The sequence below is a fragment of the Staphylococcus casei genome, from assembly GCF_030294405.1.
Taxonomy (GTDB): domain Bacteria; phylum Bacillota; class Bacilli; order Staphylococcales; family Staphylococcaceae; genus Staphylococcus; species Staphylococcus succinus.
On the sequence record NZ_CP125718.1, the window covers coordinates 1,433,919 to 1,448,379 of the forward strand.

Genomic DNA, 14,461 nt, shown 5'->3' on the forward strand with positions numbered 1-14,461 from the left:
GGTATGACTTAAAATTTAAAAAAGAGATTATATCATTTTACATAATTGATGGGGGATATACATGATAAATAAACAGCGACTATTAGATACATTTTTAGAATTAGTTCAAATTAATTCTGAAAGTGGTAATGAAAATGAAATACAAAAAGTACTTAAAGCAAAATTCACAGCATTAGGATTAGATGTCGTAGAAGATCAAGCAGGAGAATATGAAGGGCTTGGTGCTAATAATTTAATTTGCACTTTAAAATCCAATGTTAATGATGCATACATAAATAAAATTTATTTTACTAGCCATATGGATACAGTTGTACCAGGTATTGATGTCAAACCTATTATTAAAGAAGATGGTTACATTTATTCTGACGGCACAACGATATTAGGTGCAGATGATAAAGCTGGTTTAGCGTCTATATTAGAGATGGTTCAAACACTTAATGAACAGGAGATCTCACATGGACAAATCCAATTTGTTATTACTGTAGCTGAAGAAATAGGATTAGAGGGTGCTAAGCATTTAAATCAATCATTATTAGATGCTGATTTTGGATATGCAGTTGATGCCAGCATGCCCGTTGGCACTACTGTAGTTGGAGCGCCGACACAGATGAAGATTGATGCAACCATTTATGGTAAAAAAGCACATGCTAGTATGCCAGATAAAGGCGTGAGTGCAATTAATATTGCATCTAAAGCAGTAAGTGAAATGAAATTAGGTAAAATTGATGAATATACGACGGCCAATATTGGGCGCTTTGAAGGAGGTTCAGCTACAAATATTGTAGCTGATAAAGTTACCCTTAATGCTGAAGCTCGTTCACATTCGGATGAAAGTATACAAGCGCAAGTCGAACATATGAAAGCTGTATTCGAAAAAGCAGCAAATAAATATGGTGGCTCTGCAGAAGTTCAAATTACTAAAAGCTATCCTGGTTTCACAGTATCAGATACAGAAACAGTTACAAATATTGCCAAAGCTAGCGCAGTCTCATTAGGATTAAATCCTAAAACAACAGTCGCAGGTGGTGGTTCAGATGGTAATATAATTAATAGTTTAGGTATACCTACAGTAATCTTAGGTGTGGGATATGAGCATATTCATACAACACATGAACGTATGCCAATCGAGTCGTTAAATCTGTTGGCAGAACAGCTTTTAAAAATAGTAGAAATTATTACAAAAAAATCTGAAAACTGATTTAGTGATTATTATATACGCTTTATGATACAATGTACTAGAAAACTTTAATAAGAGAGGTTAGTATAATGGCACAACAAATTGGTGTAGTAGGTTTAGCTGTAATGGGCAAGAACCTTGCTTGGAATATTGAATCACGTGGATATAACGTTTCAGTCTTTAACCGTTCTTCTGAAAAAACAGATGAAATGGTTAAAGAATCTGAAGGGAAGCATATCCATCCAACATACTCTATTGAGGAGTTTGTAAATTCTTTAGAAAAACCCCGCAAGATTTTATTAATGGTAAAAGCAGGTCCTGCAACGGATGCTACAATAGAAAGCTTATTACCATTATTAGATAATGATGATATCTTAATCGATGGTGGTAACACTAATTATCAAGATACAATCAGACGTAATAAAGCATTAGCTGAAAGTGGTGTGAACTTTATCGGCATGGGTGTATCAGGCGGAGAAGTTGGTGCCTTAACTGGTCCTTCATTAATGCCAGGTGGACAACAAGAAGCGTTCGATAAAGTAAGCGATATATTAGAAGCTATTTCAGCTAAAGCTAAAGATGGCGCTTCATGCGTAGCTTATATTGGTCCAAACGGTGCTGGACACTATGTCAAAATGGTGCACAACGGTATTGAATATGCGGATATGCAATTAATTGCAGAAAGTTACGCTATGATGAAAGATTTACTTGGTATGTCTCATGAAGAAATATCTAAAACTTTTAAAGATTGGAATGCTGGTGAACTTTCAAGTTACCTAATTGAAATAACTGGTGATATCTTTACTAAATTGGATGATGAAACAAATGGTCCTTTAGTTGAAAAGATTTTAGATACTGCTGGACAAAAAGGTACAGGTAAATGGACTTCAATTAACGCTTTAGAATTAGGTATTCCATTAACAATTATTACTGAATCTGTATTTGCTCGTTTCATCTCATCAATTAAAGAAGAACGTGTAAATGCTTCAAAACAATTAAATGGACCATCTTCTAAATTCGAAGGTAATAAAGAAGAATTCTTAGAAAAAATTCGTAAAGCACTTTATATGAGTAAAATTTGTTCATATGCACAAGGTTTTGCTCAAATGAGAAAAGCTAGTGATGACAATGAATGGAATTTAAAACTTGGAGAATTAGCAATGATTTGGCGTGAAGGTTGTATTATTCGTGCGCAATTCTTACAAAAAATTAAAGAAGCGTATGACAATGATACTGAATTAAAGAATTTATTATTAGATCCTTACTTCAAAGATATCGTTACAAATTATCAAGATGCATTACGTGATGTAGTGGCAACTGGTGTACAAAATGGTGTACCAACACCTGGTTTCTCTGCAAGTATCAACTACTATGATAGTTATCGTTCAGAGGACTTACCAGCAAACTTAATTCAAGCACAACGCGATTACTTTGGTGCTCATACTTATGAACGTAAAGATCGTGAAGGCGTATTCCACACGCAATGGATTGAAGAATAAACTATAGGTATTATTCAAGACTCGAAATTTATTTCGGGTCTTTTTTTATGAATTATTTTAAAAAAATTTAAAGATAACTGCAAACGTTTGCATTTATCTTTTGACATTATACTTTCACTCTAATATAGTTAAAAGAAAGCGCTTTAAAATTAATGATAAAGGATGATTCTATTGGTTACAATTAAAGATGTTGCAAAAGCTGCCAACGTAGCTCCATCTACTGTTTCGCGTGTAATGAGTGATAATCCTCATATAAGTAAGAAAACTAAAATTAAGGTTAAAGCTGCCATGAAAAAATTAGATTATCAACCTAATAATGCGGCTAGGACCTTAGTTACAAAACAGTCCAATACAATAGGCATTATACAAAAAAGTGGACATAATGAAATAAAACAAAACCCATTTATGATTGATGTGCTTATTGGGATTTATAATAAATGCAAAGCGTGTAACTATGCGACAATATCTACGACTAGCGAAGCTTATGAAGATTTGCAAAATGAAGTTGATCGGATGATTAATTATCATTCTTTAGATGGGTTTATTTTATTATATTCTAAACAAAATGATGAGATTGAAAATATTCTTATTGAACAGGAAATCCCCTATGTTGTGATAGGTAAAGCACTTGGAAAAAATAAAGCAATACATATTGATAATGATAATATACAGGCTTCAAGAGAACTCACACAATCGTTGATTGAGTCTAGGCATTCAAATATACTATTTATCGCTGAAAAGGGCGATTATGAGGTTGTGAATGATCGTATAGAGGGATTTAAAGATATTGTTCAGCAAAATGACATTACTTCAAATATTATTCATTTTGATATGCAACGCGATGATATACTGACACACTTTAAAAAATTACGCAGCGCTAATCAGTTACCAACTGCTATAATCACATCTGATACGATGCTGAACCATATGGTATTAAGCGTGTTATATGAATTAAAAATCAATATACCAGATGATCTACACACAGCGACGTTTAATGATTCCTATTTAAATGAATTTGCTTCTCCTCCTCAAACTGCTGTGAATATTAACCCTAAACTATTAGGAGAAGTGGCCGGGGCGTCAGTTATCGATCTTATACAAGGACATCCTATAGAACAATACAATAGATTCATAAAAACAAATATAGTTCATCGAATTTCAACAAAAAATCGAATGAAGGAGATATATGATGAATAAACAATGGTGGAAAGAAGCAGTAGCATATCAAGTTTACCCTCGTAGTTTTAATGATTCCAATAATGATGGTATTGGCGATATACCAGGTCTCATTGAAAAATTAGATTATATCGAAGCATTAGGTATTGATGTTATTTGGCTGAGCCCTATGTATCAGTCCCCTAATGATGATAATGGATATGATATTAGTGATTATCAGGCCATCATGACAGAATTTGGCACTATGGATGACTTTGACCAATTATTAGCAGGTATTCATCAAAGAGGGATGAAATTAATATTAGACTTAGTTGTGAATCATACATCTGATGAACATCCATGGTTTATAGAATCTAAATCTGATAAAAATAATCCTAAAAGAGATTGGTATATATGGCAAGATCCAAAAGAAGATGGCTCAGAACCCAATAATTGGGAAAGTATATTTAATGGTTCAACATGGGAATATGATGCACAAACAGAACAATATTATTTCCATCTATTTAGTAAAAAACAACCTGATTTAAATTGGTCTAACCCTGATGTAAGAGAAGCAATATATAAAATGATGAACTGGTGGTTCGATAAAGGTATAGATGGCTTTAGAGTTGATGCTATTACGCATATTAAAAAAACGTTTGAAGCTGGTGACCTGCCTGTGCCTGAAGGGAAAACGTATGCCCCTGCATTTGACGTAGATATGAATCAACCTGGTATTCAAACGTGGCTTCAAGAAATGAAAGATAAATCATTGAGTAAATATGACATTATGACTGTAGGCGAAGCTAATGGTGTGACGCCTAACAATGCTGAAGCATGGGTGGGCGAAGAAAAGGGGAAATTTAATATGATTTTCCAATTTGAACACTTAGGGTTATGGAACACTGGAGATGTACAATTTGATGTTAGAGCATACAAAGCGGTTTTGAATGCTTGGCAAAATAATTTAGAAGACATAGGATGGAATGCTTTATTTATCGAAAACCACGATCAGCCTCGTCGCGTTTCAACATGGGGGGATGATAAAAATTTTTGGTATGAATCTGCTACAAGTCATGCCTTAGTATACTTCTTACAAAAGGGAACGCCCTTTATTTACCAAGGTCAAGAGATTGGTATGACAAACTATCCTTTTGAAAATATAGAAACATTTAATGATGTTGCAGTAGTTAATGAATATAACATTGTTAAGGCTCAAAACGGTGATGTTAATGCATTATTAGAAAAACATAAGATGGAAAACCGGGATAATTCACGCACACCCATGCAATGGGATGATAGTTCATTCGCTGGATTTTCTAACCATGAACCATGGTTTCCAGTTAACCCAAACTATAGAAAGATAAATGTAGCAGCACAACAACAAAATCCAAATTCAATTTTAAATTTTTATAGATCGATGATACAAGTCAAAAAAACGCATGATATCTTAACGTATGGTTCATTTACACTTGTCGATGAGGAAAATGAACACGTATTTGCTTACTTAAGAGAATTCAATGGTGAACGTATGTTAATTGTAGGTAATTTAACAGGACAAACGGCAACACTCAACTTACCGGAGACACTCATTTTCTCATCAAACTGCGTATTACTTCATAATTATAACGATAGCATTATTCATATAAATGGATTAAGACCATATGAAGCCTTTATGCTGGCTTTGTAATCCAATTCTATATAAAACATCCCTCTAACATATATAATTCTAAGCGCATTATCATTTGTTAGAGGGATGTTTTATTCATCATAATAATCATACTGTTCCTGGTCTACAGGCATCCATAATTGAACTTTAGTAAAACTGTGGTCAAAAGATAAATTAAAGGGATAAACTTCTACATATAAACTATCACGCTCATAAGGAAGTGTCATTTGTAGGCTTGTTTCAATATAATACCAAGCTTCATTGATGACATAATCTATATCACCTTGTAAATTAAACTTAGCGTATTGTCTTTCAGGAAGCATTCGATTTTCCAAATGATCTGGATATCTTTCGCTAGGAACGCCTACAAATACTTCCATGCCTTGATCCAAAGGACAATTCACAACAAATAATTCATGAGGACTCACATCATTATAGTGTTGTAACTCCTCTATCTTACCTTCAATTAATAAGTCTTCTAATATATCAGGTACTTTAAATGGATTTTCTAACTCGTTCGCATTGATAAATTGCGCGTAACCAACAAGCGAAAGATTTGGTGTATGCTCCAAACGATAGGGGTATGGTGGTTTTTCTGTGGTAGTCAGTTTGATATAGAGTCTAGGCAACATGTGAAGATCTTCGCGTTTTGTATTTACTTGAATAGGTGAAACGCCATGAAAATCACTAAAATCATTAGCAAATTCGTTCGCATCACTATAATGATATTTTTTAGCTATATCAATCAAACGACTTGAGCCACTAATAATCTCCTTAGCAGCCACCGTCATACGACGCGCTCTTGCATATTCACTTGGAGATTGTCCTACAATCATCTTAAACGATTGATCGAGGTGATAAGGTGAAAGACCAACGTAATCACTGAGTTTTTGCAAATGAAAAGGCTCTAGCAAATGATCTTCAATATAAACAATTGCCTGTTGTATTTGCTTGATAACGTCCAAAACTTTCACTCCTAATTTTACAATTACTATTATAACTATCTTTTAACTTTATACCTTTAATTTAAGTATTACTTAAGTAATTTTATTTTACATTATTATTGTGTTGCTTACATCTAATAAAGTTGAATAGGGTAAAATGTAAATACAAATCCCTTGATATGTAGTATAGATACTGAATAGATTAAATCATAACACAAAATTAGGATAAGAAAAAAGCAACAACACGAATGTATTTTTACACATGTGTTGTTGCTATGATGATATTCACTAAAATAGTAGTTTAATGAATATCATCCCACCAATGAAAGCCATCTCTACTTAAGAGTAAATCACTTTCGAGTGGGCCATTAGAACCGGATTGATAGTTCGGGAATTCAGGTTCATTTTGATCCCATTCTTCTTGTATTGCGTCTACAAATTTCCATGTAGATTTCAATTCTTCCCAATGTGTAAAGTTTGTTGCATCACCATTTAAACAATCAAACAATAAATTTTCATATGCATCAACAGTATTCATCTTATCTTGAGCACTCATAGCATAAGATAATTGAACAGGTTCTGTTTCGATACCTTGAACATTTTTCTTCGCATTTAAATGTAATGAAACGCCTTCATTTGGCTGGATATTGATTACAAGTAAGTTAGAGTCTAATTTTTTCTCAGTTTCATAGTATAAATTCATAGGAACTTCTTTAAATTCAACTACAACTTGTATGGTCTTGCTCTTCATTCGTTTACCAGTTCTAATATAGAAAGGTACGCCGGCCCATCTGAAGTTATCAATCGTTAATTTACCAGCAACAAAAGTAGGCGTCGTTGAATCTTCCGAAACACGATCTTCGTCTCTATAACGCTTAACTGTTTCACCTTTAATCGTACCTTCATCGTATTGACCGCGAACAAAGTTTTGTCTAACTTCTTCAGCTTCTAACTTACGTAATGATTTTAATGCTTTTACTTTTTCAGCTCTAATATCTGCACTATTTAGACTAATAGGAGCTTCCATAGCTAAAAGTGCAACCATTTGTAGCATATGATTTTGAACCATATCTTTTAAAGCGCCACTAGATTCATAATAGCCACCTCTATCTTCAACACCTAAGACCTCTGAAGATGTTACTTGGATATTAGAAATGTATTTATTATTCCATAGTGGTTCAAACATTGCATTAGCAAAGCGAAGTACTTCTATATTTTGAACCATATCTTTACCTAAATAATGATCAATACGGTAAATTTCTTCTTCTTTAAAAGAACGGCGTAATTGTTCATTTAATTGTTCTGCGGATTCAAGATCACTACCAAATGGTTTTTCAATAACCAAACGTTTAAAACCATCTGTATTTGTTAATCCAGAAGATTTTAAGTAATCAGAAATTTCACCAAAGAATTTCGGTGCCATCGCTAAGTAAAACATTCTGTTACCTTGTAATTGGAATTCCGTGTCTAATTTATTACTTACTTCTAATAATGACTGATAGCTCGCTTCATCACTCACATCATGTTTATGATAAAAAACATGCTCCATAAATTTATCAAGATGTTTCGTATCTTTCACATGTTCTTGAATTGATGACTTCACTTGACTACGGAAGTCATCATTTGTTAAGTCTCTTCTACCAATTCCAATAATTGCAATTTGTTCATTTAAATTTTCTTGCTGATATAAGTGGAATAATGATGGAAATAATTTTCTATGACTTAGATCACCAGTCGCTCCAAATATTGTTATTAAGCATGGAATATCTTTATTTCTAGTATTCAAGATCAAAACCTCAATTCTTTTTATAAATCTCTATTTATTATAGAACAATATTCGTTAATGTTCATACCTTTTTGCTTAAAAGTATTCAAATTTAATATATTTTTTTATATTTTATATGATAAAATGTGAACAAGAAGAGGAGGCATATGCATGGAAATCACATTTTTTGGTACGAGTGCAGGTCTACCAACTAAAGAAAGAAATACACAAGCGATTGCATTAAATTTAGAGCCTTATTCAAATAGTGTTTGGTTATTTGATGTAGGGGAAGGCACACAGCATCAGATACTACATCATTCTATCAAATTAGGCAAAGTAGATCATATTTTTATAACGCATATGCATGGTGATCACATCTTTGGTTTGCCTGGCTTATTAACTAGTCGGTCATTTCAAGGTGGGGAAGGTAAACCTTTGACAGTTGTGGGGCCAAAAGGTATAAAATCCTTTATTGAAACAACATTAAAGTTATCTGAATCTAAATTAAATTATCCAATCACATATATAGAAATAGAAGATCACCTTTCATATCAACACAATGGATTTAACGTTGAAGCACATATGTTAAATCATGGCATCCCATCTTTTGGTTATAGAATAGAAGCACCTTATACATCAGGTAAAATTGATGTTGAAGCTCTGAAGAAAATTGGCCTCGAACCAGGTCCAAAATATCAAGATGTTAAAAATAACGAAACTTTTGAGTATAACGGTCTCATTTATAATTCAAATCAATTTAAAGGCGATGCGATAAAAGGCCCTGTAATCGCAATATTTGGAGATACTATGCCATGTAGAAATGAATTTCTAATCGCTCGTGATGCAACGGTTATGGTTCATGAAAGTACATATATCGACGGTGACAAAATATTAGCGAATAATTACCATCATAGTCATATTGATGATGTATTTAATTTAATAGAAGAAGCTCACGTAGGGTATACGCTTATTACACATATTAGTAATCGCTATACGTCAACAGAAGTAGAAGCGATTAGTCAATCTTTAAAGGCAAAAGCTTCGACACCGCCGTTTATCTTCGTTAAAGATTTTGATGCTTGGTCATTTTAAAAACAGACTTAATATAACAAATAAAAGCTGGTGAACACATTTATGATGTTCACCAGCTTTTATTTGTTATAAATATATTTAAAGTGCTTAATCGTCATCTTGACTTGCTAATTCAACGCTTCTATTTACTGCAGAACGCAAACAATCTTCAAATATACTTTCTAAATCATATTGAGAAAGTGCATTCAAACCAGCTTGTGTTGTGCCACCTTTAGAAGTAATGTTTTTGCGTAATTGTTCCATACTTAAATCTGAACGTTCGATCATTTTACTCGTTCCAATAATTAAGTTACGAATGGATTCTTCAACTTGTGATTTTTCAAGCCCTAAACGTGTGCCTGCTGTTACGTATTGTTCAAATACGTGGTAAAGAAATGCAGGACCGCTTCCGGTAATTGCAGTTACTTGATGTAAATGATCTTCAGATACTTCAATTGCTGAACCAAAGGCGTTAATTAAATCGTCTACTTCATCTTTTGATTTCGGTCCAAAATTACTTGAAAAGCTAATTCCAGTTACAGAATGACCCACGTGCGCGTTGGTGTTAGGCATAATACGTGCAATTGGATTATTTGAACCCAGTTGCTCACGAATATAACTTATCGGCAAACCAGCCATAATAGAGATGAATTTATTCTTCTCGTTGACATAAGGTTTGATACGCTCAGCTAATGCATCAAAATCATAAGGCTTTGTGCCTATAAATATATAATCAGCATCTTTAAGTAAGGCTTCATCATCATAACTATAGTTAACACCCAATTCATCAGCATACGCTTTGAGTGCAACTTCATTAGACCTGTTTGTTAAATAAATATCGTTAGATTCAATAATTTTTGAATTTACGATACCTGTAAATATTGCATGTGCCATATTACCAGCACCATAAAATACTAGTTTCATGTGAACTTTTCACTTCCTCTAAGTTTTTATGTTCCTATCGTAACATAGTTTTGTAATATGGCTAATGTTTTCATTGAACACATGACAGATTACTGACATTTCACTTATAATAATTGATAAATCGATAAAGGGTAGGGATAACAATGATAGGTAAGCATTATGTATTAACTGGAGGCACGAGCGGTCTAGGCCGCTCGATATTATGTAGCTTATTAAATAAAAAAGCCTATGTAACAATATTAGCACGAAATTCACACAAATTGGATGACCTGAAAACACAATACGGTACTGATCACTTGAACATTATTCAATGTGATTTACAATCTAAATCGCAAATATTAAATCTCAAAAACTATTTTAAAAATCAAAATATCGATGGTTTGATTTATAGTTCTGGTTTAGGTTATTTTAAATCAATAGCTCAACATTCACTCGATGAAATGACTGAAACATACACATTGAATATCGTCAATTTCAATATACTTTTGGCTACCATTCAACCTTATTTTAGCGCATATCCAACGATTGTTGGCATTGGGAGTCAGTCTGCATTTTTAACGCAAGCTTATGCTGCGCATTATGGTGCAAGTAAAGCTGCTTTTAATCAAGTACTCAATGCGCTAAGACTTGAGCATCCCAATTACCATATACTTACTGTAAATACTGGTCCGATAGCAACACCTTTTCATGAAAAAGCAGATCCTTCGTTAATGTATGCACAAAAATATAAATCCATTATGTTGGATCCTGATAAATTAGCGCAACAAATCGTAAGTGGAATGATATATGGTAAATATGAAATTAATGAACCTAAGTGGATGCATAGAACATTAAAACTATATCAATTAGCTCCTAGATTCCTAGAAAAATACTTCACTTCATTTTTTAAAAACAAAGCCTAGTCACATTGGTAATATGGTGAATTAAAAAGCGTTAACACAATTTATCTGGAAAAATAGGGACTAACTAGCCATTATTATTCCGACAGAATTGAGTTAACGCTTTAATTAAATTTATTTAAGGTGTTGCGTATATTCTAAGTTTTTAACACGTCCACAAGCAGCTTTTAATTTCTCAAAACTTATTTCTTTAGAGGCTTCATAATTGTTGATATTCTCATCTAATTGTTCAATACTACTAGCTCCAACAATAATTGAACCTATTGGATCTTTAGAAGTAAGATATTTAAAAGTAAGTCCAGTTAAATTGCTTTCTACCTCTTTAACAGAAGCAATCGTTTCGCCTAATTCTTGATTACTATATTCAAAAATACCATCTTTGAATTTATTATCTAATGCATGATTGCTATTGGCAGTTAACAACCCTTTAAACACTGGGCCTCGTGCTAATACTTTAACATTTTTAGCGTGAATAGCATTCAACAATGCTTCTGGTCTATTATCAATTAAATTTAATTGAGACATCAACGTTTCAATTTCACTATGCTCTAAATAATAATCTATGACATTTGGACGAATAGAAGAAATACCGTAAGCACGTATCACGCCTTCTTTTTTCAATTCATCAAAGGCACTGATTGTTTCATCTAGTGGATCATCAATTGTGCCACCATGTAATTGGTATAAATCTAAATGATTTATACCTAATCTTTGTAAGGAAGATTTAACGGCAGTTTTGATGTACTTTTTAGAAGGATCCCAAAACGTTGAACCATCATCTGCTAAATGGTTACCAACTTTTGTTCCGATGACAATATCATCTCTATTTTGATATTTTTTGAGTGCTTTACCAACAATTTCTTCATTTATCCCTCTATCATATATATCTGCTGTGTCAAAATAAGTGATATCGTGTTCGATGGCACGTTCAATGATAGGTTCTGCTTGTGCATAATTTGTACCTAAACTCATACAACCTAAACCTATCTCAGAAATTTCAATACCACTTTTTAATATATTTTTTTGCATGTCTTTTCCCCTTTCGATACACTATTCTATAGGTTAGGAACATAATAAAATTACATGAATTTATTTACGATATATTAAGTTTCTCATGAAAATTAAGTATTAAAAGCTATTATCAATACGACAATGTATCATAAAGTAATTCCAAGTAAATATTAACCGATAATTAACTTTACTATTCCCATGTTAACCAACATGTTAATCTTAACAATAACTCAAATTAATTAAAAGGAACGTGATTGCAATGAACTTATACGAAAAAACAATACATAAACATTCTATTTACAACGGTGCCATTATTGACTTAGAAGTTCATGATGTAGTGTTACCCGATGGTCAGACATCTAAACGAGAATTGGTATATCATAACGGTGCGGTTGCTGTATGTGCGATAACACCGGACAACGAAGTTATTCTTGTAAAGCAATTTCGCAAGCCTGCAGAAAAGGTCATGCTAGAAATTCCAGCTGGTAAATTAGAGCTAAATGAAATTAGAGAAGATGCAGCCAAACGAGAATTGGAAGAAGAGACTGGGTATATTGCAGAAAATTTAGAGTTAATTACTGAGATGTATGGTTCGCCAGGATTTTCAAATGAAAAAATATCTATTTATTTAGCAAAAGATTTAAAAAAAGGTGAAATGAATTTAGATGATGATGAATTCATCGAACTTGAATTTTATCACTTAAAAGATATAAATAATTTGTTACAAAGCCAAGAGTTAGAAGACGCTAAGACGATTATTGCCTTACAACACCTATTACTTAATTATAATCATTATAATTAAGATGCCGAACATACTTGCGTATTTTATCAATTACTGGTATTTTATATATAAATCATTATGTAAATTAAAATGATTATAATTATTAGTAGGGGAGTGAGGCTTCCGTGGAAGAACGATTAAATCGCGTGAAGCAACAATTACAACAATCATCTTATAAATTAACGCCACAGCGTGAGGCGACTTTGAGAGTTCTAATTGAAAATGAAAAAGACCATTTAAGCGCTGAAGACGTCTATTTAAAAGTTAAAGATAAGGCGCCAGAAATCGGACTAGCTACTGTTTATCGTACACTAGAATTGTTAGCAGAATTGAAAGTAGTAGATAAAATTAATTTCGGAGATGGTGTAGCTCGTTTTGATTTACGCAAAGAAGGTGCAAAGCATTTCCATCATCATCTTGTATGTATGGAATGTGGCAAAGTAGATGAAATAGAAGAAGATTTATTACCTAAGGTAGAAGATAAAGTTGAACATGATTTTAACTTTAGAATATTAGATCATCGTCTTACGTTTCATGGCGTTTGTTCAGATTGCCAAGCCAAAGGTAAATAATCACAGAAATTCATACGCTTTTATAAATAGAGGTGGTTAAATGGATACGATTATTGATGAATTTTTAAAATTCATTCAACTAGAAAAAGGATTAAGTGCTAATACTATCGGGGCTTATAGAAGAGATCTACGCAAATATGAAACATTTTTAGCAGACCAAAAAATAAGTCATATAGATTTTGTTGATAGACAAATGATTCAACAATGTCTGGGGCATTTGCACGACGAAGGCGCTTCTGCAAAATCTTTAGCACGGTTTATCTCTACAGTTCGAAATTTTCATCAATTTGCTTTACGTGAAAAATACGCTGCTAAAGATCCAACAGTATTAATAGAGACGCCGAAATATGATAGGAAATTACCTGATGTATTAGAAATAAATGAAGTCATTGATTTATTAGAAACACCTAACCTTTCAAAAAACAATGGTTATAGAGACCGTACAATGCTAGAATTATTATATGCAACAGGTATGCGTGTATCAGAACTGATACAAATTGAGCTAGAGGATGTAAATCTTATCATGGGCTTTGTTAAAGTATTTGGTAAAGGTAATAAAGAACGTATTGTTCCACTTGGAGATGCGGTCATTGAATACTTAACCTTGTACATGGAAAATATACGCCCGCAATTATTGAAGCACACTGTAACCAATGTATTATTTTTAAATATGCATGGTAAACCATTATCAAGACAAGCAATCTGGAAAATGATTAAACAGTATGGCATCAAGGCTAATATTAATAAAACTTTAACACCACATACATTAAGACATTCATTTGCGACGCACTTACTTGAGAATGGTGCTGATTTACGTGCTGTACAAGAAATGCTTGGACATTCTGATATTTCAACTACACAATTATACACGCACGTTTCTAAATCACAAATCCGCAAAATGTATAATGAATTCCATCCACGTGCATAAACACAGACAAGTTTATTCGGCGAATAGCTTGTCTGTGTTTTTGTGTTTTTAAGGTGGTAGAGGCAA

At 32.9% G+C, this 14,461-nt stretch carries 13 protein-coding genes; 9 read left to right on the forward strand and 4 right to left on the reverse strand.

The features are described 5' to 3' along the window. Window positions 1-61 precede the first annotated feature (61 nt). From QMO72_RS07015 to QMO72_RS07030, 4 genes are all read left to right on the forward strand, one after another. Window positions 62-1,198 (forward strand): M20/M25/M40 family metallo-hydrolase, encoded by a 1,137-nt coding sequence (locus QMO72_RS07015; RefSeq protein WP_103267431.1) that lies wholly within the window; start codon window positions 62-64, stop codon window positions 1,196-1,198. 68 nt (window positions 1,199-1,266) lie between these two features. After that, entirely contained in the window at window positions 1,267-2,676 is a 1,410-nt protein-coding gene (gene gnd / locus QMO72_RS07020; RefSeq protein ID WP_103267432.1) for an NADP-dependent phosphogluconate dehydrogenase, read from the forward strand. A 171-nt stretch (window positions 2,677-2,847) separates the two neighbouring features. Further along, on the forward strand, window positions 2,848-3,873 hold the full coding sequence (locus QMO72_RS07025) for a LacI family DNA-binding transcriptional regulator (protein ID WP_103267433.1): 1,026 nt from the start codon (window positions 2,848-2,850) through the stop codon (window positions 3,871-3,873). Beyond that, window positions 3,866-5,521, forward strand: a complete 1,656-nt coding sequence (locus QMO72_RS07030) for a glycoside hydrolase family 13 protein (RefSeq protein ID WP_103267434.1) — start codon at window positions 3,866-3,868, stop codon at window positions 5,519-5,521. Before QMO72_RS07025 ends, QMO72_RS07030 begins: the two co-directional genes overlap by 8 nt. A gap of 71 nt (window positions 5,522-5,592) precedes the next feature. Here the strand turns inward: QMO72_RS07030 and QMO72_RS07035 are convergent, their stop codons facing one another. Both QMO72_RS07035 and zwf read right to left on the reverse strand, forming a co-directional pair. Then, window positions 5,593-6,465, reverse strand: coding sequence for an AraC family transcriptional regulator (locus QMO72_RS07035; protein WP_103267435.1), 873 nt, complete (start codon window positions 6,463-6,465; stop codon window positions 5,593-5,595). A gap of 280 nt (window positions 6,466-6,745) precedes the next feature. Beyond that, window positions 6,746-8,230, reverse strand: coding sequence for a glucose-6-phosphate dehydrogenase (zwf, locus tag QMO72_RS07040; protein WP_073504416.1), 1,485 nt, complete (start codon window positions 8,228-8,230; stop codon window positions 6,746-6,748). Between the two features lie 150 nt (window positions 8,231-8,380). On the opposite strand from zwf, the gene rnz reads away from it, so the two are divergent. Further along, complete coding sequence (gene rnz / locus QMO72_RS07045; RefSeq protein ID WP_103267203.1) at window positions 8,381-9,301, forward strand: ribonuclease Z; 921 nt, start codon at window positions 8,381-8,383, stop codon at window positions 9,299-9,301. An 87-nt stretch (window positions 9,302-9,388) separates the two neighbouring features. Here the strand turns inward: rnz and proC are convergent, their stop codons facing one another. Continuing rightward, window positions 9,389-10,204, reverse strand: a complete 816-nt coding sequence (gene proC / locus QMO72_RS07050) for a pyrroline-5-carboxylate reductase (protein ID WP_103267202.1) — start codon at window positions 10,202-10,204, stop codon at window positions 9,389-9,391. A 143-nt stretch (window positions 10,205-10,347) separates the two neighbouring features. On the opposite strand from proC, the gene QMO72_RS07055 reads away from it, so the two are divergent. Further along, window positions 10,348-11,106, forward strand: coding sequence for an SDR family NAD(P)-dependent oxidoreductase (locus tag QMO72_RS07055; RefSeq protein WP_103267201.1), 759 nt, complete (start codon window positions 10,348-10,350; stop codon window positions 11,104-11,106). A gap of 111 nt (window positions 11,107-11,217) precedes the next feature. On the opposite strand, the gene QMO72_RS07060 is transcribed toward QMO72_RS07055, so the two are convergent. Further along, window positions 11,218-12,132 (reverse strand): aldo/keto reductase, encoded by a 915-nt coding sequence (locus tag QMO72_RS07060; RefSeq protein ID WP_103267200.1) that lies wholly within the window; start codon window positions 12,130-12,132, stop codon window positions 11,218-11,220. Between the two features lie 241 nt (window positions 12,133-12,373). Here QMO72_RS07060 and QMO72_RS07065 point away from each other — a divergent pair, with 241 nt between their 5' ends. The 3 genes from QMO72_RS07065 to xerD all read left to right on the forward strand — a co-directional run bounded on the left by QMO72_RS07065 (window position 12,374) and on the right by xerD (window position 14,395). Then, the gene (locus tag QMO72_RS07065; protein ID WP_103267199.1) at window positions 12,374-12,916 is read left to right on the forward strand and encodes an NUDIX hydrolase; all 543 of its coding nucleotides are present in this window, start codon (window positions 12,374-12,376) and stop codon (window positions 12,914-12,916) included. Between the two features lie 104 nt (window positions 12,917-13,020). Beyond that, window positions 13,021-13,467, forward strand: a complete 447-nt coding sequence (gene fur, locus QMO72_RS07070) for a ferric iron uptake transcriptional regulator (RefSeq protein WP_046836500.1) — start codon at window positions 13,021-13,023, stop codon at window positions 13,465-13,467. 40 nt (window positions 13,468-13,507) lie between these two features. Then, window positions 13,508-14,395 (forward strand): site-specific tyrosine recombinase XerD, encoded by an 888-nt coding sequence (gene xerD / locus QMO72_RS07075; protein ID WP_046836499.1) that lies wholly within the window; start codon window positions 13,508-13,510, stop codon window positions 14,393-14,395. Window positions 14,396-14,461: the final 66 nt, after the last annotated feature.

Excerpts from the sequence above, each read along its gene's own strand:
- QMO72_RS07055 (WP_103267201.1), top strand. The coding sequence starts at position 10,348 with ATGATAGGTAAGCATTATGTATTAACTGGAGGCACGAGCGGTCTAGGC.
- QMO72_RS07065 (WP_103267199.1), top strand. The coding sequence starts at position 12,374 with ATGAACTTATACGAAAAAACAATACATAAACATTCTATTTACAACGGT.
- QMO72_RS07060 (WP_103267200.1), bottom strand. The coding sequence starts at position 12,132 with ATGCAAAAAAATATATTAAAAAGTGGTATTGAAATTTCTGAGATAGGT.
- proC (WP_103267202.1), bottom strand. The coding sequence starts at position 10,204 with ATGAAACTAGTATTTTATGGTGCTGGTAATATGGCACATGCAATATTT.
- QMO72_RS07015 (WP_103267431.1), top strand. The coding sequence starts at position 62 with ATGATAAATAAACAGCGACTATTAGATACATTTTTAGAATTAGTTCAA.
- xerD (WP_046836499.1), top strand. The coding sequence starts at position 13,508 with ATGGATACGATTATTGATGAATTTTTAAAATTCATTCAACTAGAAAAA.
- gnd (WP_103267432.1), top strand. The coding sequence starts at position 1,267 with ATGGCACAACAAATTGGTGTAGTAGGTTTAGCTGTAATGGGCAAGAAC.
- QMO72_RS07030 (WP_103267434.1), top strand. The coding sequence starts at position 3,866 with ATGAATAAACAATGGTGGAAAGAAGCAGTAGCATATCAAGTTTACCCT.
- rnz (WP_103267203.1), top strand. The coding sequence starts at position 8,381 with ATGGAAATCACATTTTTTGGTACGAGTGCAGGTCTACCAACTAAAGAA.